General features: G+C 56.9%; 17 protein-coding genes. 2 read left to right on the forward strand and 15 right to left on the reverse strand.

Annotated elements, in window-relative coordinates; genetic code table 11:
* Window positions 1-260: 260 nt before the first annotated feature.
* The 5 genes from ACYSMN_RS17120 to ACYSMN_RS17140 form a co-directional block, all read right to left on the reverse strand.
* Window positions 261-1055, reverse strand: coding sequence for a hypothetical protein (locus ACYSMN_RS17120; RefSeq protein ID WP_488925132.1), 795 nt, complete (start codon window positions 1053-1055; stop codon window positions 261-263).
* A gap of 119 nt (window positions 1056-1174) precedes the next feature.
* A complete protein-coding gene (clpB, locus tag ACYSMN_RS17125) occupies window positions 1175-3790 on the reverse strand; it encodes an ATP-dependent chaperone ClpB (RefSeq protein WP_488925133.1) in 2616 nt (871 codons plus the stop codon).
* 407 nt (window positions 3791-4197) lie between these two features.
* Window positions 4198-5121: a DUF808 domain-containing protein gene (locus ACYSMN_RS17130; protein WP_488925134.1), complete on the reverse strand. Its 924-nt coding sequence runs from the start codon at window positions 5119-5121 to the stop codon at window positions 4198-4200.
* A 323-nt stretch (window positions 5122-5444) separates the two neighbouring features.
* On the reverse strand, window positions 5445-6761 hold the full coding sequence (locus ACYSMN_RS17135; protein WP_488925135.1) for a DUF3370 family protein: 1317 nt from the start codon (window positions 6759-6761) through the stop codon (window positions 5445-5447).
* Between the two features lie 459 nt (window positions 6762-7220).
* Window positions 7221-9221: a T9SS type A sorting domain-containing protein gene (locus ACYSMN_RS17140; RefSeq protein WP_488925136.1), complete on the reverse strand. Its 2001-nt coding sequence runs from the start codon at window positions 9219-9221 to the stop codon at window positions 7221-7223.
* 751 nt (window positions 9222-9972) lie between these two features.
* On the opposite strand from ACYSMN_RS17140, the gene ACYSMN_RS17145 reads away from it, so the two are divergent.
* On the forward strand, window positions 9973-10701 hold the full coding sequence (locus ACYSMN_RS17145; RefSeq protein ID WP_488925137.1) for a DUF72 domain-containing protein: 729 nt from the start codon (window positions 9973-9975) through the stop codon (window positions 10699-10701).
* 31 nt (window positions 10702-10732) lie between these two features.
* On the opposite strand, the gene ACYSMN_RS17150 is transcribed toward ACYSMN_RS17145, so the two are convergent.
* The 9 genes from ACYSMN_RS17150 to ACYSMN_RS17190 form a co-directional block, all read right to left on the reverse strand.
* Complete coding sequence (locus tag ACYSMN_RS17150; RefSeq protein ID WP_488925138.1) at window positions 10733-11620, reverse strand: gliding motility protein GldB-related protein; 888 nt, start codon at window positions 11618-11620, stop codon at window positions 10733-10735.
* Between the two features lie 102 nt (window positions 11621-11722).
* Window positions 11723-12670, reverse strand: a complete 948-nt coding sequence (locus ACYSMN_RS17155; protein ID WP_488925139.1) for a 1-phosphofructokinase family hexose kinase — start codon at window positions 12668-12670, stop codon at window positions 11723-11725.
* Between the two features lie 210 nt (window positions 12671-12880).
* Window positions 12881-13816, reverse strand: coding sequence for a D-2-hydroxyacid dehydrogenase (locus ACYSMN_RS17160; protein ID WP_488925140.1), 936 nt, complete (start codon window positions 13814-13816; stop codon window positions 12881-12883).
* A 171-nt stretch (window positions 13817-13987) separates the two neighbouring features.
* Window positions 13988-14281 (reverse strand): YMGG-like glycine zipper-containing protein, encoded by a 294-nt coding sequence (locus ACYSMN_RS17165; RefSeq protein ID WP_488925141.1) that lies wholly within the window; start codon window positions 14279-14281, stop codon window positions 13988-13990.
* A gap of 302 nt (window positions 14282-14583) precedes the next feature.
* Complete coding sequence (locus tag ACYSMN_RS17170) at window positions 14584-17037, reverse strand: alpha/beta hydrolase family protein (protein ID WP_488925142.1); 2454 nt, start codon at window positions 17035-17037, stop codon at window positions 14584-14586.
* 570 nt (window positions 17038-17607) lie between these two features.
* Window positions 17608-18318, reverse strand: a complete 711-nt coding sequence (locus ACYSMN_RS17175; RefSeq protein WP_488925143.1) for a pirin family protein — start codon at window positions 18316-18318, stop codon at window positions 17608-17610.
* Between the two features lie 4 nt (window positions 18319-18322).
* Window positions 18323-18901, reverse strand: a complete 579-nt coding sequence (locus ACYSMN_RS17180; RefSeq protein WP_488925144.1) for a nitroreductase family protein — start codon at window positions 18899-18901, stop codon at window positions 18323-18325.
* Between the two features lie 103 nt (window positions 18902-19004).
* Complete coding sequence (locus tag ACYSMN_RS17185; RefSeq protein ID WP_488925145.1) at window positions 19005-19718, reverse strand: pirin family protein; 714 nt, start codon at window positions 19716-19718, stop codon at window positions 19005-19007.
* 255 nt (window positions 19719-19973) lie between these two features.
* Complete coding sequence (locus tag ACYSMN_RS17190; RefSeq protein WP_488925146.1) at window positions 19974-21305, reverse strand: serine hydrolase; 1332 nt, start codon at window positions 21303-21305, stop codon at window positions 19974-19976.
* 92 nt (window positions 21306-21397) lie between these two features.
* Between ACYSMN_RS17190 and ACYSMN_RS17195 the strand changes: the two genes are divergently transcribed.
* The gene (locus tag ACYSMN_RS17195) at window positions 21398-22363 is read left to right on the forward strand and encodes a glutamate--tRNA ligase family protein (protein ID WP_488925147.1); all 966 of its coding nucleotides are present in this window, start codon (window positions 21398-21400) and stop codon (window positions 22361-22363) included.
* A 77-nt stretch (window positions 22364-22440) separates the two neighbouring features.
* Here ACYSMN_RS17195 and nfi read toward each other — a convergent pair whose 3' ends face one another.
* Window positions 22441-23127 carry a deoxyribonuclease V gene (gene nfi, locus ACYSMN_RS17200; RefSeq protein WP_488925148.1) on the reverse strand — a complete coding sequence of 229 codons (687 nt, stop codon included), beginning with the start codon at window positions 23125-23127 and terminating at the stop codon, window positions 22441-22443.
* Window positions 23128-23223: the final 96 nt, after the last annotated feature.

Here is a 23223-nt window from a genome sequence, read left to right on the forward strand (position 1 = left end):
TGGCACTACTTTTTAGGTATCACCAGCTTTTAACAAAATGCCAACAATTTCGCCAACCCGCTTTATTCACACGCAGTATGTCAGCATCCTTCGTCCTGCCGTTCCTCAACTCGAAATGAAAGTCTACCATACGAATGATCATTGCTTAGCTTATCAACAAAACCTACTTAGATTTCCGAGCGTAAAATATGACTTTCTTCATGACGCAGTGGAGTGTTTTTCTTGTCAAAACTTGAATAATAAAAACATCTGAAACGCTGTCATTTTACTTGTAGCAAATGTGGATAACACAGACCGTTTTTGACTTCAAAAGTTCCTTGCCAAAAATGCTTTTCACTCTTGGCAGTATAGTTATATACACCGGGTTTCTTAAGAAATGTTACGGTATATTGTTGGTCACATAATGGAACTCCAGTTGCGAAATAACCCTCTATTTTGCCCATGTAGATTCCCTCAACATAAATTTCGATAGTCCCTCGAAGTTTTGTATCGTTAGTGTAGAAGCTAGCTGCACCAAACTCTGGAACTTCAGCTTTAACAGCGGAGTCTATAAGGTTGTCTAGAAAATAACATTTCATAAATGCTCCTCCAACTTTGACAGTTGCAGTTCCTTTCTCAACAATAGAAGATACCTCCACTTGGCGTTCGTATATGTCGTCAACAAACCAACGGGTAATTCTCCCACCTGCAACATATACTTTTCTTTCTTTACACATTGTTTCATTATCGGTTGCCTTTATATTATACCAACCGTCAGAGAACATGCTCGGGTAAGAGGTGAAAGACTCATATAAGTTTTTAGTTTGCAAAGCACACTGTTGGGCGGCAGCACGGTTTTTTGCTTCAGCTATTTCAGCCATAGCCAGCCCTCTAGTTATAGCAGCCTCACCATCGACTGGTCGTGCGGGCGTTACTGGAATATATGGTACAGAGAAAACAGGCAAGGGTGCTGTTGGCTGTTGTGCAGGAGTATTACCTAATTGTGACTCGTAGCCTAATTGTGCTTTTACAGTAAATGCAACGAATAATAGTGTCAGAGTAATGAAATTCCTCATGTTTTTACAGAAAAGAGTCTTGTACAGAGCGAAACTAATAGATTGTTAACAATAGATCAACATAAAGCCCCGCCGACACGCTGCCAGCGGGACTTTTTCTATTCAGGAAACCATAACGTTTACACCCCCGAAATTTGCACGTCCACGTTCTCGAACCTGATGTGGCCGTCTTCTAGCACGGCTTCCACCACGGCGTCCTTACTTACGCGGCCGGAGAGGATGTCTTTGGAGAGTTCGTTGAGCACGAGGCGCTGTAGCACGCGCTTGAGCGGGCGGGCGCCGAACTGCGGGTCGAAGCCTTGCTCGCCGAGGAAGTCGAGCACCTCGTCGGTGGCTTCGAGGCGGATGCCAGCTTCTTCCAGGCGCTGCTGAATCTGCCGGAACTGGATGTCCACGATGCGGCGAATCTCGCGGCGCTTGAGCGGCTGGAACATCACGATTTCGTCGATGCGGTTCAGGAACTCGGGGCGCATGTGCTGGCGCAGGCGCTCTACCACTTCCTCGCGGGTGCGGTCCACCACTTCGTCGTGGTTGTACTCGTTCAGCTCCTTGAAATTCTGCTGAATGAGGTCGGCCCCGGTGTTGGAGGTCATGATGATGATGGTGTTCTTGAAGTTCGCCACCCGGCCTTTGTTGTCGGTGAGGCGGCCATCGTCGAGCACCTGGAGCAGGATGTTGAACACGTCGGGGTGGGCCTTCTCGATTTCGTCGAGCAGGATGACCGAGTAGGGCTTGCGGCGCACGGCCTCGGTGAGCTGCCCACCTTCGTCGTAGCCCACGTAGCCGGGAGGCGCCCCAATGAGGCGCGACACGGCGTGGCGCTCCTGGTACTCGCTCATGTCGATGCGCACCATGCTGTTCTCATCATTAAACAGATACTCGGCCAGGGCCTTGGCCAGCTCGGTTTTACCCACGCCGGTAGTACCCAGGAAGATGAAGGAGCCGATGGGCCGCTTAGGGTCTTGCAAACCCGCCCGCGAGCGGCGCACGGCATCGGAAATAGCCGCAATGGCTTCGCTCTGACCGGCTACGCGCTTGCCAAGCTCTTGCTCCAGGTTCAGCAGCTTCTCGCGGTCCGATTGCAGCATCTTGCTCACCGGAATGCCAGTCCACTTGGCCACTACCTCGGCAATGTCCTCGTGGGTCACCACTTCCTGGAGCATGGAGCCGCCGTCCTTGTTGGCGTTGGCTTCGTCCTGTAAGGCTTTGAGCTTGGCTTCGGCTTCCTGAATCTTGCCGTAGCGCAGCTCCGCCACGCGGCCGTAGTCGCCCTGGCGCTCGGCCTGCTCGGCTTCCAGCTTGAACCGCTCAATGGCCTCTTTCTGCTCCTGAATGTTGGTGAGCACCGACTTCTCGTTTTCCCACTGCGCCTTCAGGGCGTCGCGCTGGCTGGAGAGGTCGGCTATTTCCTTGTTGAGCACGTTTTCGCGGTCCACGTTTTCCTCGCGGCGGATGGCTTCACGCTCAATCTCCAGCTGCATGATGCGGCGCTGCACCTCGTCCAGCTCCACGGGCATGGAGTTCAGCTCGATGCGCAGCTTGGCCGCGGCCTCATCCATGAGGTCGATGGCTTTGTCGGGCAGGAAACGGTCGGTGATGTAGCGGCTGCTCAGCTCCACGGCGGCAATAACGGCGTCGTCGGTGATGCGCACGCCGTGGTGCAGCTCGTACTTCTCCTTGATGCCGCGCATGATGCTGATGGCGTCCTCGACGGTCGGCTCATCTACCATCACGGCCTGGAAGCGGCGCTCCAGGGCCTTGTCTTTCTCGATGTACTTCTGGTATTCCTTAAGCGTAGTGGCCCCGATGGAGTGCAGCTCGCCGCGGGCCAAGGCGGGCTTGAGTAGGTTGGCCGCGTCCATGGCACCCTCGCCGCCCGCACCAGCCCCAATTAGGGTGTGCATCTCGTCGATGAACAGGATGATCTGACCTTCGGAGTCAGTTACTTCCTTGATGACGGACTTGAGGCGCTCCTCAAACTCACCCTTGTATTTAGCCCCCGCGATGAGCAGGCCCATGTCGAGCGACATAATGGTTTTGTCCTTGAGGTTTTCGGGCACGTCGCCGGCCACGATGCGCTGGGCCAGGCCCTCCACAATGGCCGTTTTGCCGACGCCCGGCTCCCCGAGCAGGACGGGGTTGTTCTTGGTGCGGCGGCTCAGGATCTGGAGCACCCGGCGGATTTCCTCGTCGCGGCCGATAACCGGGTCCATCTTGCCGGTGCGCACCTGCTCGTTGAGGTTGCGGGCGTAGCGGTTGAGGCTCTGGTACTGGTCTTCGGCGGTCTGGCTCGTGACCTTGCGACCCCCGCGCAGCTCCTTGATGGCCGCTTTGAGGTCTTTCTCGTTGAAGCCGGCGTCCTTCATAAGGGTGGCTACGGCGTCTTTACCGCCCAGCAGCCCCAGCAGCAGGTGTTCCACCGACACATATTCGTCGTCGAACTCCTTGAGGAAGCCCGTAGCGCGTTGCAGGGCCGCAGCGGCTTCGTTGGAGAGGTAGGGTGAACCCCCACTTACTTTGGGATAGGCGACTACAAGGGCATCGAGGCGGGGCGTGAGGATGTTGAGGTTCACGTCCAGCTTCTTAGCCAGGAACGAAAGTACGTTCTCGTCGCTCTGGAAGAGGCCCTTGAGCAGGTGGCCCGTCTCGATGGCCTGCTGCTGGTTGCCCCCGGCAATTTCAGTGGCCTTCTGCACGGCCTCCTGTGCCTTGATGGTATAGTTATTAAAGTTCATGGCTGCTAAGTCTGTCGTAGGTGCTTCAGTTGGGAAGTCTACGAGGGCCTTAGCAAATGGGGTGCAGAAGAGGTTTTGCTGCCGTTTTGGCGGGATTGCCCGGGTGATTTTCCGCAGAAGCAGACGAAATTTCAGTTGCCTTCCGCCGCAGATGAATGCTTTTAACTGGCGCGAGCTTGTAACACAGGACGAGTCTGGTTGAGGTGTTACCTCAACTGCTCCTTAGAGACAAACTATGCTGAGGTCGACTGGCGTGCTGGCGGCGTGAACGACGAGAGATACAGCCGCTTAAGATGGTTGATAACGAGTTGCGCAGAACGAAACGCGCGCTAGAGGCGAAAAGAACAAACTTGATCAACCCGCACAATGAGAAAAGCACAGCACAAAAGCCGGCAAAACCGGGTGGCTTATTTCTGTTTGCAAAACACCTTCTTCGACAGTACCACTATCTGTTCGACTACAAAGCCAATGAGTAATCCGGCAATAGCACAGGCCAGTGCCTTAGCCAGCCAGGCCACAGCTGGCACTTGGGCTAAAGAATGTTCCAACTCGTGTAGTAAATGACTAGTAAATGGAATGCCGTGGGCTATGATTTCGGCCCCTACCCAGAGCATGGCTGCCGTACCCACGTAGCTTAAGAAGCTTAGGAAGTGCGGCATAAACTTTACAAGACCACGCCCCAATTTCTGCGTAGCAGGGTGGTATTTATCCTGCGCCAAATGCACGCCTATATCGTCGGCTTTAACAAGCAAACCCACAAAGCCATATACTGCTATGGTAATAAAAACAGCCACGGCCAGCATTACCACAATCTGGTTTACTAGCGGCTGGCCGGTTACCTGGCTATAAGCAATGGCCATAATTTCGGCTGACAGGATAATATCGGTGCGAACAGCACCCGCCACCCGTTCCTCTTCCAATTCCTCCGGCGTAATCGTTTTTACCTGCTTGCTTTCCACATCCACGTCGTGGTGCTTGCTGAACAAGGAGTGTACCTTCTCATAGCCTTCGAAGCACAGATAAGCTCCGCCCACCATTAGAATAGGTGTGATGGCCCAAGGGGTAAAATACCCCAACAACAAGGCCGCCGGACTTAGAATACATAACTTATTGATCAGTGATTTCTTTGCTATCTGATAAATAATAGCAAGCTCACGGGATGGGTCGAGGCCCACGACATACTTGGGCGTAACAGCAGTATCGTCGATGACGATGCCGGAAACTTTACCGGTGGTTTTGGCTACCTGGGCCGGCACGTCATCCAAGCCAGCCGCGCTTACTTTCACTAAAGCGGAAATGTCATCCAATAGCGCGAAAAAACCTGAGGGCATATGCTGGGTGTGCGTGACTTGAGAGCCGTTGTTGAGTGGTTATGCGTTCCTGCTCCGCTCAACATGGTGGCAAGTTATAGCGGTTTTGTGGCGGAGGCACGCCTCTTATACGGACTGAGTATGCGCTTAGGCTGTTTTGATAGTAAGTGGTTCGGATTGGGAGGTCTGATATCAGAATAGCTTCCTGTAGCTGCCGTAGTAATCGCCAATTACTGCATGCCAGAAACAAGTCTGCTCCGCAACCGAGCAGAGAGGCTTCAGCGAGAGGCCCTTCTACTTGATTACGGAGCAGGTTTGTTGGCGGGAATAACCCTACTTGGCGCTTAGTCCTGCGTTTCGAGGATCAGCTGTGAGCCAGCGGAGCCCAGACCAGGAATCCAGAAGTGCAACGGCACGTCCAATCGCTGGTTGGCACCTATCACCACCGGGTTAGAAGAGCTGGTCAGCTCCACTTTGGGGGCGCTAGGCGTGCAGAGCACCTTTACTGGCGCCCCGTTGCGGAAGCTCATGGCCCCGTTATACAATAGCTGCCGGTTGGCCGTGATGGCGTTGGAGGCAAACCACACCCGTACCCGCCGCTGCCGGTTTTGCGAGTTGCTCAGCCGCAGAGTGAGGTCATACTCGTGGCCGTAGTTGCCGTTGGTACGGTAGCCCGAATCGTCGAGGCGTAGCGACTGACCACCGCTGTTTTTCAGGGCCGGGGCCGTTTGGATGCGCGGGCTAGTGGGCTCCACTTCGTAGCTGGCTTCGTTTACCGATATGCCGAGGTGCCCAACGGCGCTGGGCAGCGGAATAGTGCTGCTGGCACTCACGCGGGAATTGGCATAGATGCCGGCTTCCGTGCCGAAGGAGTTAGCAGATGGCGATTTGATGTTGCCACCAGCGGCCTTACTGCCGGCGCCCCGCGCCAGGTTCAGGGCTTCGTTGAGCGAGTTAGTTTCCGTCACGACCACGTAAGCATGCACGCCACCCTGGGCCTGCACCTGCAACAGGCCATCGACGCTGCCGCTGGCATTGAGCTGGGCCAACCCGATGCGCACGGCCCCGTTGCCGGGGATAGAGCTGCTATACGTGGCGTTGAACTTGTTATTCAGGATGTCTTCCGACCACACATAGTAGTTGGAGCGGCCCGTGACCCCACCTCCAACGCCGGGACTAGCCGAGGTGTAGATGTTGCCTTTCGAAGAAACCGTTACGGCTTGCGAACCGGGGTTGGCCAAGATGATTTGCACGTAGCGCGAGGCCGAAACACCGTTCAGGTGGCTCAGGTAGACGTTGAACGGACCGCTGAGCAGGAACGGATTTCCGCCACGGTTAGGGTCCCGGCGGGAGTGCTGCACCAGCCAGCCGGTGCTAGTAAATTTCTCGGGGTTGTTGGATTTAAGGATAGGTGCTCCACCCAGAAACACGCCCGGCATAGCCTTGAGGGTTTCATAGGGTACGATGGAGGAAGTCAGCTTTCCTGCCTGCCAGCTGCTCGCCGTGATAGCCGGGGCCGCCACCAAGTCGCGGCTAACCGTGGCTACATCATCAAGCGCGGGGGCCGACACGTTTTCTTTGTCGGCACAGCTGCTGGCGAACAACAATACTGCCGCGGGCAGGCTATGCCATAATGCGCTGTACACACGATTCGTTTTCATACTGTGCTGTAATGAGCTGTAGAAGGTGGAATGATTGAAGGACTGAGTTGAGCGTAGGCCTACTACTCGACTACTGTGCTGCAAAGCACCGAACTCCACGTAGCAATCCGCGCATCCCGGGCAGGACTTGTAGTGGACAGCATCAGGAACCTAAGTGGACACCCCACGCCACGACGCAACCGCAGCCGTAACAGAGGTAGACAACGGGTGGACACGGAGAAATGAAGTCGGATCATACGCTGACTGACGTACGCGCCATGATGGATTGCAAGGAGCAAGAGTGGCCTCCCGGTCTGCCGGTGCGGCCAGACGTACGATGCTCGTGGTGAGCGGCGTCGTGCGCCTGATGGGGGCAAGCAAGTAGTACGCTTCGTGGGTTTCATACAAGAAAGGGGCACCGCTCACTTAGCGGTGCCCCTTTGCTGATCGGATAATCTTGCCTCTGTAATGCTATGATACTTAGTGCGTCACCACCACAGACTTGACGAAACGCTGGCCGTCTTGTGTAACCGTCACGAAGTAATAGCCGTCTGGGAGCTTAGCCACGGAGAGCGTGAGCTGCTTACTGGCGCTCAGCACCCGCGTTTCTTTCAGCACGGTTTGTTTCAATGAGTTGGAAACGACGATGCTTACGTCGGCAGCTTTGGCCTTGGGCAAAGACAGGTGTAACTCTCCTTTCGTGGGGTTGGGATACACCTCGATGGCAGTCCGGTCCGACGCAGCCGAAGCAGTACTGGCCACCACGTTGCTTTTGCCGTAGAGGGTAGCCACCCCGTAAGCTGGAATAGAGACAGTAACTCTACCCGCCGCGACAGTTGGGGTACTGTTCTGCCACAGGTTGCCGTTGCTGGAGGTGTAAGCCTGAAACGAGTTCAGTGTGAAGGACGTGGTGGGTACATTTACGGTCACGTTCTGGGAACTGTTGTTGCCGTTGACCAGCACCACCGTCAGCGACTGGTTGGCTTCGTGCAGGTAGCTGCTCACGCTCAAGTTACTGGCTCCGCTCACGGTGCTTTCCAACCGAACGGCGTTGGGACGAATGTAGCGCGCAAAGTGCTTGAAGGCCGCGTATTTGCTGCTGTTGGCGCCGCTGGCTTCGTCCGTAAGCGTAGACTCGCCCGTGGCGTTACCATCCGCAAACTGCCAGTACACCCAGGCGCTCTGTTGACCGGTGGTCAGGGCCTGGTGCATCTTCAGAGCAATGCTAAAGCCCCCATCATTGGGGAAGCCCGAGGCGGGGAATAGCCAGGGCGCCTTCTCGCCCGAGGTTTCCGTCATCCACGACTTCTTGTTATAGCTGCGGAAGCCGGGCACGTTAGTCGGTATGCCGGGAGCGGGGGAGGCGGTCCAGCCGTTGGCCCACCAACCCCATCCGGTGGCGTTGGCCCCGCCGCTGCTCACGCCATCGGCGGCGTAGCCGTGGATGCAGTAGAAGTCGACGGCCGCCTGCGCGGCTGGGTCTCTGGCCAGTTCCGTCAGGTATTGTAGGTTTTTGTGCACGGTCGTGTTGCCGCCGCCGTACTGCCACAGGCTGTAGCCGTTGTCGCCGAGCAGATCCTCGGGGCCGATGAGCTTGATGTCGGCGAGGTCTGGGTATTTATTGAATTCGGCCCGCACCGCCTTCAAGGCAGTAATATACTGTGAGGAAAGCGGGTAGGTGCAGCTGTTGTAGAAGGTCTCGAAGTTGAGTTCGTTCTGAATGCTGAGGGCGTAGAAGCGCACTCCATTCTTGTTCTGAAAGCCACGCACGTAGGCGGCCGTGCTGCGGGCAAACTGCGTGAGGGCGCTGGTATTGCCGAACTCGGCGCGGGCCGTATTCGATACGTCGAGCCGGCCGCCCACAAAGTTGTCGGCCCAGATGAAGGGGTAGGGCGTGCCCTGGGCGGGCAGAATGCCGCTGCTGGGGCCGTACACGTTGCCGGAAGAAACTTTCAGCCACGGCGCCGGCGACCAGATGGAGCCGATGAGCTTGAAGTCGCCTAGCTGTGCTTTCTTCTCCAGGCCCTTCTTTGCCATCACCCCCGCCACGCGGGGACCTTCGCTATCGAGGTCGAACTTTAGGATGTTTTGATCAATATCGGCGCCCATTACAGCAATTTGGGCTTGCCGGCCGGCGAAAGAGCGAGTATAATCGGTGGCGTTGGTGTAAGTGCGGACGTTGTTGTTCTCGGGACCAGGCAGCGCGGGACTGTTATGAAACCAGGGCGAGTTGTAAGTGAAATCGGAGTAGGGCGCCTTGAAGCGCGGCACCAGATCCATGCGCAGGATGGAGCAGTAGGCGTCGTCGTAGTAAAGGTTCTGCATCCAAGTCTTTTCACCGGAGTTACCGGCCAGGCAGGTTCCGAAGCCGTCAATGACTTGTCGGCGCCCGTTCGCACTAGCGTCGATGGCTACGGACTGAGCCATTACGTGGCCGGCACCAAGGACCAAGGACAAAAGAGTTAGCGTAGTTCTTTTCATGAGCAGTTGGGAAGAGGTGGAAGATTAAGCGTTGGCGGTTACTAATGAGCGCTGAGGAGAGGAGCAAAAAATAAGTGATAAGGCACACCGTACCCCTCCCTAAGAAGGAGTGCTTCTGTTAAAATTATATTTGACAAAGAAAGTGGAAAATATGTGTGTATAACAATAATACTAAATCATGTTTCCTATAGCGCGTTATAAGTTCTGAATAAGAATAGAGGTGTGGAGCATAATGCAAAATGTATAACTTGATAATGTAGTTGCCTAGTAGTACCCGTCTTAAAAAATGTTAAAAGCCAGATTAAGCATCAATGCACGGGGCATGATCTAATATTCTATATATACTCTGTCTTGGGGCGGGCATCGCGCCGCGAAGTAGGGTTGCTGGCAGCTAGTATATCAGGGGTGAAAAATATGCCTTGGTTGACTGTAAGAACAAGTATGTTGTCTTAAGCGCCCTCTTGAATAAAGGACCGCTCTTGAGAAGATTGTGTAAAAGTCAAAATACACCTTAATGCTGAAATGCTGCTGGCCCTTGGCTTCCGCGGGTGCGGGCCATTTCCGAAGGCCGCCAAGCTACCCGACAAGTGAATGTGTTCCTAACCGACAAGGCGGCGCTGCCGAGCAAGGATGCCATGCGGATGCAATGCTAAGTCAAGTTCTTAAGCTATTGATTCCAACACTAGCAACAGCCCACGCCACATAGCTAGCAGAAACTGCGTAAGTGCCTACCACCTTATTCATTCTGCTTATGTCTATCTGGCACATCGGCTGTTCCGGCTACCATTACCGCCACTGGAAGGGCGTGTTTTACCCCGACAAGCTGCCTCAGCGCCGGTGGTTTGAGTTTTACAGCCAGCATTTCCAGACGCTGGAGTTGAACGTGACTTTCTACCGGTTTCCGCAATTAGCCTTTCTAGAAAGCTGGTACGCTGCTAGTCCGGCCGGTTTTCGATTTGCGGTGAAGGCGCCGCGGCTTATCACGCACTACAAGCAGTTCAACGATGTAGCCCTGTTGCTGGCCGACTTCTACAGCACTGTCCAGGAGGGCCTGCGCGAGAAGCTGGGACCCGTGCTGTTTCAGCTGCCGCCGCGCATGGCGTATGCCGAAGAGCGACTAACGCGCATCCTCGACAGCCTCGACCCGGCCTTTCGTAACGTGCTGGAATTTCGGCACCCGAGTTGGTGGACAGGAGAAGTGTATCGGGCGCTGGCCCGCCATGGCGTCAGTTTCTGCGGCCAAAGCCACCCGCTGCTCTCCGATGAGTTGGTGCACACGACGCCAGTGGGCTACTACCGCCTACACGGCGTGCCGGAGCTGTATAAGTCGCCGTACGGGGAGGATTTTCTGCGCCAGCTAGTGCAGGAAGTACAGCAGCCCGCGAAACCGTTGCAGGAAATGTATTGCTACTTCAACAACGACATCGACGCCTCTGCCATAGCCAACGCTCGGCAGCTGCTGGCCTTAGTGGGGAAATAGATGGCTGCTCTAAGCGGCATGACAGGCGGACCTACCGAAACTTGTCGGCGTAGCCGCTTTGCTGGAGCAGGAGCTTGCAGTCTTTGGTGTTGAGGATGTCGGAGAGAGCTTTTTTCTTGTCCGGGGCTTTGTCAAAGTACGCTTTGCAGATTTGATAGCCCAGCCAATAGCCTAGGTCGTTGGGGCGTTTGTCTTTGCCGGTGGTGCCGTAAAGCCAGTCGCTGAAGTCTTTCCCGTTCATTTTGCCCTGAAACTCCTGCCACAGCGCCTTCTCGTAGGCTTTGCCGTAGGTGTAGGCTACTGCATTAGTGCTAATCTGACCGGAAATCAACTCGCCCACGAAGTCGGCGCTACCTTCCACGATGCACTGTTCCAGCAAGCTGCTGTCCTGGTAGGCTATCGTCTGCTGGAAGTGAATTAATTCGTGCGCTACGATGTACGGAAAGCCGTCCGGATTTACTTTTTCGGCCCCGATAATAAGGCCATCAGGCGAGACTGTGCCGCCGGAGTTGAAGCGGCCTACCACTGCGTACACGGGCGGAAAAACGGCCGCCGGATACCAGTACTTTAGCGCGTAGAAAGCAGCGCGGCACTGCTTTTCCTTCGTCAAGATTTTCAGTGAGCCGCTGCGAGCTTTCAGATAATCCTGCTTTTTTCTCCGAACGGCGGAGAGCAGGGAATCGGCGCTGATAATCCGGTTGGGCGTGAACCCCTTCACCCCTTGGCTGCCACCGCTTAGGTATTGTACAAGCGGGTTAGCTGGCTTGCCCGCCTGCACTTGGTCGAAGGCGGCCCAAAAGCGCGGAATATCCTTGGTGATAAACTCTGCCTTTTCGGGGTCTGGAGGAAAAGCACCTTGCCCGTAGGCGAGCGTGATAGAAAGCCACAATAGCAACGGTAGCAGGAGCACGCGCAGCATAAAACCAAGGCAAATGGTAGGAAGAAAACCCAAAATAAGAGCAGCAGAAATCCCCCATCAGTTGAGCGGCCGAGTTTAAACCGTATAAACGGCGGGCGCGGTCTAAGCGGCTACCGACATGGTTTGCAGCAGCCAGCGGTAGAGCTTATCGACGTCATCTTTCTTGAATAGCTCCGTGCCGGGGTTCATAGTGGCCGCACTACCGCAAGCTACGCCGAGGCGGCCCATCTCGCGGATAGATAGTCCCGTAGAAAGTCCGTACACGAGGCCCGCCACCATACTGTCGCCGGCGCCCACGGTGCTGCGCTTTTTCACGGACGGCGCGGGCACGTGGTCCACCAAGTCCTGCGTCACGACGCACGCGCCCTGGGGTCCCAGCGAAACCACTATGATTTCGGCTCTGCCATACTGTACTAGAGCCTGAGCTGCTTCCACTACGGCTTCGTTGTCGAGTTCTTCTACGCCGGCCATTTTGCTCAGCTCGCCCACGTTGGGCTTAATCAGGTACACGCCTTCTTCCAACACCTGCTGCAAAGCGGGTCCCGACGTGTCGACTACCACTTTGCTGCCAGCCGCCTTCGCCGCCCTAATCACCTTCACTAGGAAGTCGGATTCCACGCCGGGTGGCAGGCTGCCGCTGATGACGAGGAAATCGGGCACCGTCGGCAGGTGCTGAAGCGTGTGCAAAATCTGCTGCTGCTCATCGGGGGAGAGGGCAGTGCCGGGCATGCCGAAACGGTACTGCTGGCCCGTAGAGGCATCTACCACAATAAAGTTCTCGCGCGTACGGCTCAGCATTTCCACCGGCTCTTGGTGAATTTTCTCCTCCGCCAGCAGCTCCCGCAGCAATGTGCCGCTAGGCCCGCCCACCGGAAAAATAGCCAGCGAGTCTGCTCCCAAGCGCCTCAGCGCCCTCGACACGTTGATGCCGCCGCCGCCGGGCTCAAACTTCGGCGCGGCGCACCGCAGCTTCTGGTCGGGAACAATCTGGTCGGCGGTGGTGCTCTTGTCGACAGTGGGGTTGAGCGTGAGCGTGACGATATTCTTCATGAGAAAAACCAAGGTTTCGTTTCGCAAATTGAGGCCACTACGCGTGGCGGCTACGGCTAGCGACCAACAGTGCCCCTAAGAGTTGGGTGGCCGGAGCACACTGCTTGTACTTGAGCCCAAGTTGAGGATTTTACAGCAGTTCTCACGAGAACCCACGGGTGTCATTCCGACCGGAGGGTTCTCTACGCCTTGCAAACCCGATAAGCCTTGTTAGTAGCCTCGGGCCAAGTCCACCAGGTTCTCCAGCGGCTCCTGCTGCCGAAGGTGGCGTAGGTTGCGCAATAGCTGCTCGGCTCGGCCTTCCTCTTCGCCAGGCATACCGCCGCCGCTGTGCTGCGTGAGCAACACGTTGGGCATCTGCCAGAACGGGTGCGTGGCCGGCAGGGGCTCCTGGGCGGTTACGTCCAAAATAGCCCCGGCAAGATGGCCCGCTTGCAGCGCCTTCAGCAGCGCGTTCTCGTCAGTGGTATTGCCCCGCCCAACGCTGGCGTAGAGGCTGCTCGGTGGCATGGCCTGCACCAAATCGGCGGAAAAGAAATTTGCGGCGCTGCCGGGCAGGCAGTTCACCACAATATCGGTGCTGGGTAGGGCGGCGCGCAGTTCCTCGCGGGAGTGCAGCTGGGCGTTCGGGTCGGTGCGGGCCAGGAAGCGGATGCTGCATTCGAAGCCGGCCAGCTGCTGGGCCACCGCCTGCCCAATGGCGCCGCTACCCAAGACGATAACGCGCTTGCCGCGCAGCAGCCCTAGTCGGCTATGCAGCGGGGCGCCCACCCACTGCTGCCGGGTTTGCAGCACGGCCAACTCCGGAATGCGCCGGTACCAGCCTAGGAGGCCGGCCACCATGGTTTCTGCGCAGGGCCAGGCAAAAAAGTCGCCCATATTGGCCACGGGGCACGCCACTTGCATTCCCTGGTACCGCTCGAAGCCAGCCGAATCTATCTGCCAGAAGTGGAGGCGAGGTGGTGCACCGGCGGCAAACCAGGCCGGGGGCGGACTACCGAGCAAGAAGTCGGCGTTCTGAAAGGCGGCTTGCTGCTGGTCGGCGGGCAGTTCGTGTCGGAAAACCGGCTGCACATCCGTTGGTAACTGGCGTCGTAGCAGTTCGCGGGCCGCCTCGTTGAGGGCAGAAAAGACATAGAGTTGCATAAGCCAGTCTATCCGCAAAACACCCGCTGAGGTTACAATCGAGCCCGAAATACCCGCATTATACTCACTGATGCCAGAAGTAGGAACACAATCACTGTGCTTGCGCCAGCAAAAAGGCCCCGCACCAAGTGGTACGGAGCCTTTTGCAGACTGACGTGGAAAGGAGGTACGTTAGTCTTTTTTGGAATACTCCTGGTAACGAACAGGGTCTTTCTTCTTGTCCTTTTTACGGCCGATGACGCCGCCAGCCGCCGCGCCAACCACGCCGCCGACAATGGCTCCTTTACCGCCGCCAATTACGGCGCCAGTAGCGGCTCCCGCGCCCCCACCAATGGCCGCGCCTTTGGCTTTCTTACTCCAGCCCTTCTTCGTTTGCGTTTGGGCTTGTACTTCCGACGACGCTACCGTGCCGCTCAGCATCAGGACGGCGGACAGCGTGGCTACATATATCTTGAGCGTTTTCATGACGTTGCAGTTTAGGTAAATAAGTAGGTGTTGCGCTTTAAGTAAGCAGTGGGTAGTAAGTAGTTGGTAGTAGGAAAAGAAGAGGCTAACCTACCAAGGTTTGCTCTTCATCCAATGTCCTATTACTTACGATCCACTGCTTGAAACGCAGGCGTCAACAACGAGGTTGTGATTAGGTCATGATATTGTATATCAGTGTATTGAAATATAATTGCTTGCTGCGAAATCACGAAAGCTGATCCATAAAAAACACCCTAGACGGGTAGACCTAGGGTGTTTTAAAACAGAAGGTGACGTCGAGTTTACTTGCCGGCAGTTGGGGTGTTGCTAGTCGCTGGCGCGGCGCTAACGGCAGCTGTGCTCTTGACGTGCTTATCGAGCCAAGAATTCATTTCCCAGAGCATGTGCATTACAGACTCGCGAGCCGCGTAGCCATGCGACTCAGCGGGCAGCACCACGTAGCGCACTGTGGCGCCGTGACCCTTCAGTGCGTTGTAGAACCGCTCACTCTGAATGGGGAAGGTGCCAGAGTTGTTGTCGGCCTCGCCGTGAATAAGTAGCAGCGGCTCCTTGATCTTATCGGCGTAGTTGAACGGCGACATGGCATTGTAGACCTCCGGCGCCTGCCAGTAGGTACGCTCCTCACCCTGGAACCCGAACGGCGTGAGCGTGCGGTTGTAAGCGCCGCTGCGCGCAATGCCCGCCTTGAACAAGTTGGAATGGGCCAGTAAGTTGGCCGTCATGAAAGCGCCGTAGCTGTGGCCCATTACGGCCACCCGCTTCGCGTCTACTACGCCCAGGCGCTGTCCTTCCTCGATGGCGGCTTTGGCCGAAGCCACGAGCTGATCGGTGTAGGTATCGTTGGGTTCTTTGGTGCCTTCGCCCACAATCGGAATGCTGGTGCCTTGCAATACGGCGTAACCCTGCGTTACCCAGAATACCGGCGAACCCCACGAGAGGCGCGTGAAGGTGTAGGGCGAACCTTTCACCTGTCCGGCGTCCTTCTTGTCTTTGAACTCGACCGGGTAGGCTTCCAGCAGAGTTGGTAGCGGACCATCTTCCTTTTTGTAGGTTGGAGGCAGGTACAGATTGGCGGTGAGGTCCACGCCATCGGCCCGCTTGTACTTGAGCACTTGCTTTTTCAAGCCGCCGAGGCTGGCGTAAGGATTAGCAAACTGCGTCAGCGGCTCCAATTTGTTGTTGCGGGCGTCGCGCAGGAAATAGTTGGGCACCTCCGTCACCGATTCGCGGCGCGTTACCAACTGGCGTTTGGCCTCGTCTAAAATCGTGACGGGTACTTCGTAGAAAGGCGCTTCTGAACGCCACCAACGCAAAATTTTATTGGTGCGCACGTTCATTTCATCCACGAAAGGCCGGTCGCCTTCCGGCGAAGCACCTGCCCCAAACAGATAGATGGTGCTGCTAGTCGGATCGGTTGCCAGTACCGAGCGGCCCAGCTCGTTGCGCTTGAGGTAGGGCGTGCCAGGGTCGGTGTAGGCGTCCTGCGAGGAACGGTCGAAGAGGACGGTGAGCGACGTTTTAGTGGCCAGATCGAGCGTCCAGGTCGTTTTGTGCCGATCCGACCAGCGGTAGCCTTCCACCAGAGCCAGCATATCGGTGCCCCAGTAAATGTTGGCGAAGCGCAACGGCAGTGCCGCCAGCTCCAGCGCCGTGCCCGTGAAAGGAGCCGATAAGGCAAATAGTTTGTCGCGCACCGGGGCGGCCGTTTTGGGATTGCCGCCATCCTGCGCTTCCACCCAGTACACCGTAGCCGGGGCATCTTCGCGCCAGCCGTGTTCACGCGCGCCGGTGGGCACGGCATCGAAGCTAGTCGGCACGTTGTCGGCGAGAGGCAGGTCTTCCAGATTTCGCACCACCGGGCCATCCACGCTCACGATATCAGTCCGCACGGGGAAGCTGCTCACGGGCAGCGTGTAGGAGAAAGGACGGTGGCGGGTCTTGACCAGCACGAAACGACCGTTGGGCGAGGGTGAAGCCTGCTCAATAATACCGGCTTCGCCTAGTGGCTGCATCCGGCCTTCTACACTCACTTTTACGGCCTGCGCCAGCGCGAAATACTGAAACAGCCGCTCATCGGTGGCGTTCTTCAGCAGGTCTTGGTAAGTACGAGCAGCGGCCGTGCGGCCCGTGTTTTCTTGAATGGTAGGACCCTTGGGTACGTCGGTAGCCGACGGAATTTCGCCCCGGCCACCTAGAACGGCCTTTGCTATCAGCGTCTTGCTATCCGAAACCCACTCGTAGGAAGTGCCGAAAATGCCGTTCAAAGACAAATTAGGCACCTGCTTCGCCGAAGCCGCCGATACGTCGGCCAGCCACAGTTCGATACGGTTGGCGGCAGTGTTGGTGAAGGCCAGGCGAGTATTGTCCGGCGACCAGGTTACTTCGCTGATGCGCGCATTGGCTGGCAAGCCTTGGATCAGCAGTTCCTTGCCATCGGGCAAACGCTTGACGCGCAGGGCCGTGGCGTACGTAACGCGGCTCGGGCCGTTGGTGCGCGGGTTGATGCGTAACCCTGCCAAACGCATTTCCGGCTGCGAAAGCTCGGCAATAGAGGGCATGCCTTGGATATCCAGCAACAACATCCACTGCCCATTGGGCGAGATGCTGACGCGCGGCGTGGGTGGCGCTTCGGCCAACGCCGCAATTGCCTTGGGCGGCATCTGGTAAGGAAGGCTTTGCGCCTGGATGGCGAGGCTTACCACGCTCAGAAAAAACAGGGATAACAGGTGTTTCATGCGACAAGCAAGACGAATTCAGCCCCGAAATTCGGAATAAAATCCCGGGCTTGAATCATAGTGCCGTCAATATCTAGGAGTTGTGGCCTCAGCAGCGGCTATTCGCAGAAATAAATTCAAACGGAACGGTAGCTGAAGTACAGAAAAAGTCGTTTGCTCTTTTCATACTTCAGCTCGCCCAGAATTGTGCTACTGAATATTGCGTCTTGTTTTACTGCCTGATGCCTAAGCCCCAGCCACCTGTTCACCAAGTAAACCTTGGCCCCGAACCTTCTTGGGCGTACACACTCACTGTGTCGCGGTACTGTCGGCCGTTGAAGAAATTCTTGATTGGCCGCCGCTGCCGGGGAGCCGAAAAAGAACAGCTACTCAATACGCCGCTACCAGCCAGCAGCAAGGTTAGAAACCTGAGAAGCAAGCGGCGGATGGTCATGAAATCAGGTTCTCGGGGCATTCTAACGCGAAGCTCTCGCCTCGGGCATTATTGCGTACTGGTGCGTTGGGAGGACCTAACGCTTGTACTACAATAATACGCGAAACGAGAGCTAGATGCTACTGCTTAAGGAAAGCTTAATGGTTGATAGGGGCTTCAATCACAATGAATTTGCTTTCGGCGCCGCACGTTAGCTGCACCTCGGCCGTTTCCCAAAATCCGATACTTTCCCGCTGCGCCACTGCTTGCCCGTTCACCGTCAGCTGGCCCTCCATCAGAAAAATGAAAACTCCTTTGTTGAGCGGATTCAGCGCGTAACTCAGGGTCTGGCCCGCGTCGAAATAGCCGAGGGAGAGTTTTGCGTTCTGGTTGATCCAGCAGTGCGCCGTGCCTTCCTCATTGCTGACAATGGTGGTGAGCTGGTTGCGGCGCTTTTCGGCCGGAAAATGGCGGCGCTGATAGCGAGGCGTCACGTTTTGCAGCTTGGGCTCAATCCAGATCTGCAAGAAATTCACTTCTTCTTGGCCGATGTTGTGCTCCTCGTGGCGCAGGCCGCTGCCGGCACTCATAATCTGCACCCAGTCCGTCGTCACTTCCTCCGAGTAGCCCATGGAATCTTTGTGGTTCATGTGGCCGGCCAGCATCACTGAAATGATTTCCATGTTGGCGTGCGCGTGCAACCCAAAACCATGTCCCGGTTGCACAAAGTCATCGTTGAAGACGTGCAACAGGCCAAACCCACTGCGGGCGGGATTGGTGTAGGGCCCGAAGCTGAGCGAAAAGTGGCTTTGCAGCCAGCCAATGTCTTTTAGGCCACGGTCGGCGGCGGAGATGAGCAGATGAGGCATGACACTAAGCTGGTAGTTGGTGGTGAAAGGCAATTTCAGTGATGGGCTTGCGCTGACGCGGAGTCTTTTCGCGGCTCAAAAACGGCTCTTCGAGCTGCTCCGCCTCACCGAGGTAGCCTAACGCAATAAAAGCTACAGGCTGTAGGGTTTCGGGCAGGGCAAACAGTTCCCGGGTCTTATCGGGGTCGAAGCCGCCCATGAAGTGGCCGTGCAAACCTAGAGCCGTGGCTTCGAATAGCAAGTTGGCGTTGGCTAAGCCGAGGTCGTGGAGCGCGGCGCCGTTGGGCTTGCCGTTGTCGTACTGCGTTTTGGCCAGGGCTAGAATGAGCACCGGCGCGTTTTTGGCCCAGGGTTGGTTGCCAGGCAGCAGACAATCCACCATCTTCCGGAAGCTTTCCTGGTCGGCGTGGTGGGCGTAAATGTAGCGCCAGGGTTGCTCATTCATGGCGCTGGCAGCCCAAGAAGCAGCCTCAAACACTTGGTTCAGGGTTTCGGGCGCTACCGGATAGCTAGCAAACGAACGAGGGCTCCAACGCTTGCGAATAAGCTCGTGGACTGGGTAGGTGGTGGGGGCGTGTTTCATGGATCACGGATTAGCGCGAATTTTAACGAATTTCACGGATGTTGTGGACGGTTGTTCGCCTGCGTGGCTTCTCGCTGCTTTAGGCTCATGCGGCGGGGACTTGCTACAATGCCATTGGTACGTCCATGAGGAGTAGGCGAGTGTTGGTGTTGGCTTGGATAGGGAACGAGTCGGTTTCCCAGAGGCCGAAACCGTCGCGGCGGCGCAAAGGTTGGCCGGCTACGGTTGCGTCGCCTTCTAGCACGAACACGTACACGCCGTTGCCAGGGCGCTTCACTTGGTAGTCGGCCGCAAAGCCCGCGTCGAAATCGGCGAGGTGAAACCACGCATCTTGGTGAATCCAGACGCCAGTATCGTTGGGGTTGGGGGAGAGCACCTGCTGAAACTGGTTGTGGCCGTCCTCAGCCCGGAAGCTCTGCTGGTCGTAGCGGGGCTGTACGCCGCGCTTGTTCGGGAACAGCCAGATTTGCAGGAATTTCACTTCTTCCGTGGCGCTATAGTTTTTCTCGCTGTGCGCAATGCCCGTGCCGGCGCTCATCACCTGCACGTCGCCGCTGCGGATGATGCCATGGTTGCCAGCGTTGTCTTTGTGCTCCAGCGTGCCCGCCAACGGGATGCTGATGATTTCCATGTTGTCGTGCGGGTGGGTGCCGAAACCCATACCGGCCGCAACGGTATCGTCGTTGAGCACGCGCAAAGCGCCAAAATGCACCCGCTGGGGATTGGAGTAGCTGCTGAAGCTGAACGTGTGATAGGAATTGAGCCAGCCGTGGCTGGCGTGTCCGCGCGTGTTGGCGGGGTGAAAAAGCGTCTGCATGATAAAAGAACTGAGGGACAAGCCTAGCTGAGTGAGTCAGCTTGCTGCATCAAATATATGTACATACATCAATTAAATCGCAAAAGTTTATTTATAGTGCTTTTGTGATAGGAGCAAGGGCGTAGTTGCGTTGTTTATACTTGGTGCGCAAGCCAAACATGTGTCGCCTCGATGGGGCTTGAACCACTTGTATAAGCTTTGTTTCTACCCATATGCCGCCCCGCTACAGCTGTGGATCAGCACTGAAGCAGCTCGCTATTGCTTCAGGAAGGTCCTCGTGGCTAAAAGGCTGCCATCTGGAGCCAGCCACTGTAGCACATACGCTCCGCTTGGCACGCCACTGAGAGAAAAAGAGGTTTCGGTGGCAGCAGTTGGCCACTGCCGCACTGGTCGTCCCAGCACATCGAGCAGGCGCAGGTGACGGCTGGTGAGCAGCGGCCCCACCGTTACAGTTTCGGTAGCTGGATTGGGGTACAAATCGGGCGCTACGGTCACAGCAGTGGTAGCAGCGGTGGCGAGTGGGCGGCATTGGATAACAGCCATAAGGTAGCGCCATAACTCTCTATCGAAAGAAGACAGCGCCAATACGGGTATAGTGCCCGCCGACTTCCCTTGTCGCACTACCACCAGCCCAAGGCTTGGCACCACGTATATTTTCTGATCGTTTTTACCCAAGGCGGCAATGAGGTCCGCGGGTGCTTCGGGAACGAGAGGACCGGGAAAAGTGGCTTGCTGCGGCCCTGGCAGCTTGTACGAGGCTTGCCCATTGAGCCACCACAAGTAGCCATAGCTGCGATTGAGCGACTGCGAAGGTGTGGTCATGCGGCGGAAATAGGCCGTATCGCGCAGGATGGGAGTGCCGTTCCAGGTGCCGCGGGCCAGCGTGAGCAGCCCGAAACGGGCCATGTCGCGGGCGCGGCTGTAGTAGACGCTGTTCACCCAGGTGCCACTCATGCCAATGCGCGAAGCTAAGTGCTGGTTGGTATACTGGTTGATGGGTTGGCCGCTGGCGTTTACAATCACGTTTTGCAGCAGACGGTAGGGACCAGTGTGGTAAGACCAGCGGGTGCCGGCATCGGCGCGGTAGAGCAAGCAGCCAGCCGCAGTGCTTTCATTGTCGCAGGGCGCGGGCGGCGTATCGTCGAGGCCAGTGGTCATGCTGAGCTGGTCGCGCACCGTGATGAGACGCTCTTTCGCGTTGGGCGCTGAGGTCCAGCCCCGGCCCAGATAGCGGGAGGTACTGTCGGAGAGGGTAAGTAAGCCGTCTTGCTGCGCAATGCCCACCAGCGTAGCCGTGAGCGACTTGCCAGCCGAGGCCCAGTACCACAGCGAATCTTGCGTAAACGTGCCGTAGTAGCGCTCCACCACCATACGGCCATCTTTCAGCACCAGGAACGATTTGGTGTCTTTGCGTTCCAGGTAGTTGAGCAGCGAATCGAGCTGCGGCTGGCACCAACCCAGGCTCTGCGGCGCGGTGCTGGCCCACGTGGTACCGGTGAGGGGCGGGAAGTAGAGTGTTGATTGCGCTTGAGCAAAGTGGGAGCCCACGAGCAGGAGCAGCAGGCAGGAAAAGAGGAGACGTTTCATCAAAGGCGGCAAGTATAGGATTTGCCTTGTAGATGAGTTTGCGAAACGATAGTTTAACGGAGTGCGCCAAAGCCCGTAATTTTCGGTCCCGCATGTTCCCGCCTCTTTCCTCTTCAACACCCCTTGTTGCGCGCCTGGCGCCCACGCCGAGCGGCTTTCTGCACCTCGGCAATGCCATCAACTTCACGCTCACCTGGCTGCTCACGCGCCGCGCTGGGGGCACATTACACCTGCGCATCGACGACCTGGACCGCGCCCGGTTTCGCCCGGCCTACCTCGACAACATCTTCCGCACCCTGGAGTGGCTCAGTCTCGATTACGATGCCGGCCCCACTGGCCCCGACGACTTCGAACGACACTACTCGCAGCGTCATTTTCTGCCTGCCTACGAAGCCACCCTGCAAGCCGCCCGCTCAGCGCACCCCAGCTGCTTCTACGCCTGCCGCTGCTCCCGCACCGACTTAGCGCGCGCCGCCACCGCGCCCAATGGCCGTTACCCCGGCACCTGCCGCCCCCGCCTCGTCCCCCTCAATACGCCTGACACGGCTTGGCGCGCCCACGTGCCGGAGGCGACGCGCATCAACTTTACGGACCTGCAGCAAGGATCCCTGACTGTAGCGCTGGCCCACGAGCTAGGCGACTTCGTGGTGCGCAAAAAAGATGGTGTGGCAGCTTATCAAGTAGCGTCCGTGGTAGACGATGTGCGGCTCGGTGTCAACTTCGTCGTGCGCGGGCTGGATTTGCTGCCGAGCACGGCGGCGCAGTTGTGGCTTGCTATGCTACTACCCGGCACCGAGGTCTTCGAACAGACGCAGTTTTTACACCATCCGCTGCTACTCGACGAAGAGGGGCAGAAGCTGTCTAAATCTACGCAGACAGGACAGCAGCGCGGTATCCTGGCCGAAGCAGAGCCCCCGCGCGTGGTGTACGCGGCCGTAGCCCGGCTACTAGGGCTGCCCTCAGAAGCTGGTGAGTCGTTGGAGTTGTTGCGAATGGCGTACTATCTCCAGTACGCCTCACAAGACAGCCGCAGGTCTGGGTGGTTTGAGCGAACCTAAAGAGACACGAAGAAGCTATTCAAAAATTTAAATGCTCTTTCTACAATCGGCAGCAGCGGGCATAGGCTAACAAATACCTATTTCAATTCCTTCTTAAACTCCTCGGCCCAATGGTCGGCGAGGCGGGTGGGTTCGGGGAGCTTGTAGCCGCGCAGGCAGGCCAGCGTGAGGCGGGTGGCGGCGGCTTGGTCGCAACGGTGGCCGGGACTCACGAATAGCGGGTTTATCTTGTCTTTGGAGCGGATGACTTCGCCGAGTAGCTCCCCGTTTTTATCAGTAAGAGGGGAAAGGCTGCCTTTTTGCGGGGCTGGCTCCTGAAAGGTGCCCGTCAACTTCTGCTTGGCTACGCCGAACGTGGGCATATCGAGTAGCACCCCCAGGTGCGCGGCGATACCCATGCGGCGCGGGTGTGCAATGCCGTGGCCGTCTACCATAATGACGTCGGGCTTTTGGCGCAGCTTCTCGTAGGCCAATAGCACGTTGGGGGCCTCGCGAAATGAGAGTAAGCCCGGAATGTAGGGCAGCTCCACGGAGCTGGTGTGGTACACTTTCTCTATCAACTCCAGCGTCGGAAATCGTAGTAGCACGAACACCGACAAAATAGTATCGGGAGTTGGAAACGAGGAGTCGCAGCCGGCAATGAAAGTGGGCTCTTGGGCTAGGGGCTCCAAGCGCACCTGGGCCCGCATGGTTTCCTGCAAGCGCGTCAGCTCACGCACGATAACGGGGTCGGCGGGTGGGCCGGGCGGGCGGTAGTAGGCCATAGGTTGGAGAATTGGATATGAACCCTACTACGGGAAACAGGTGAGTGCGATGCTGCGGGCAAGGGAAGTATGGCAGAGCAGAAACGCGCGGCTCAA

Source organism: Hymenobacter sp. M1-2, from assembly GCF_057808495.1.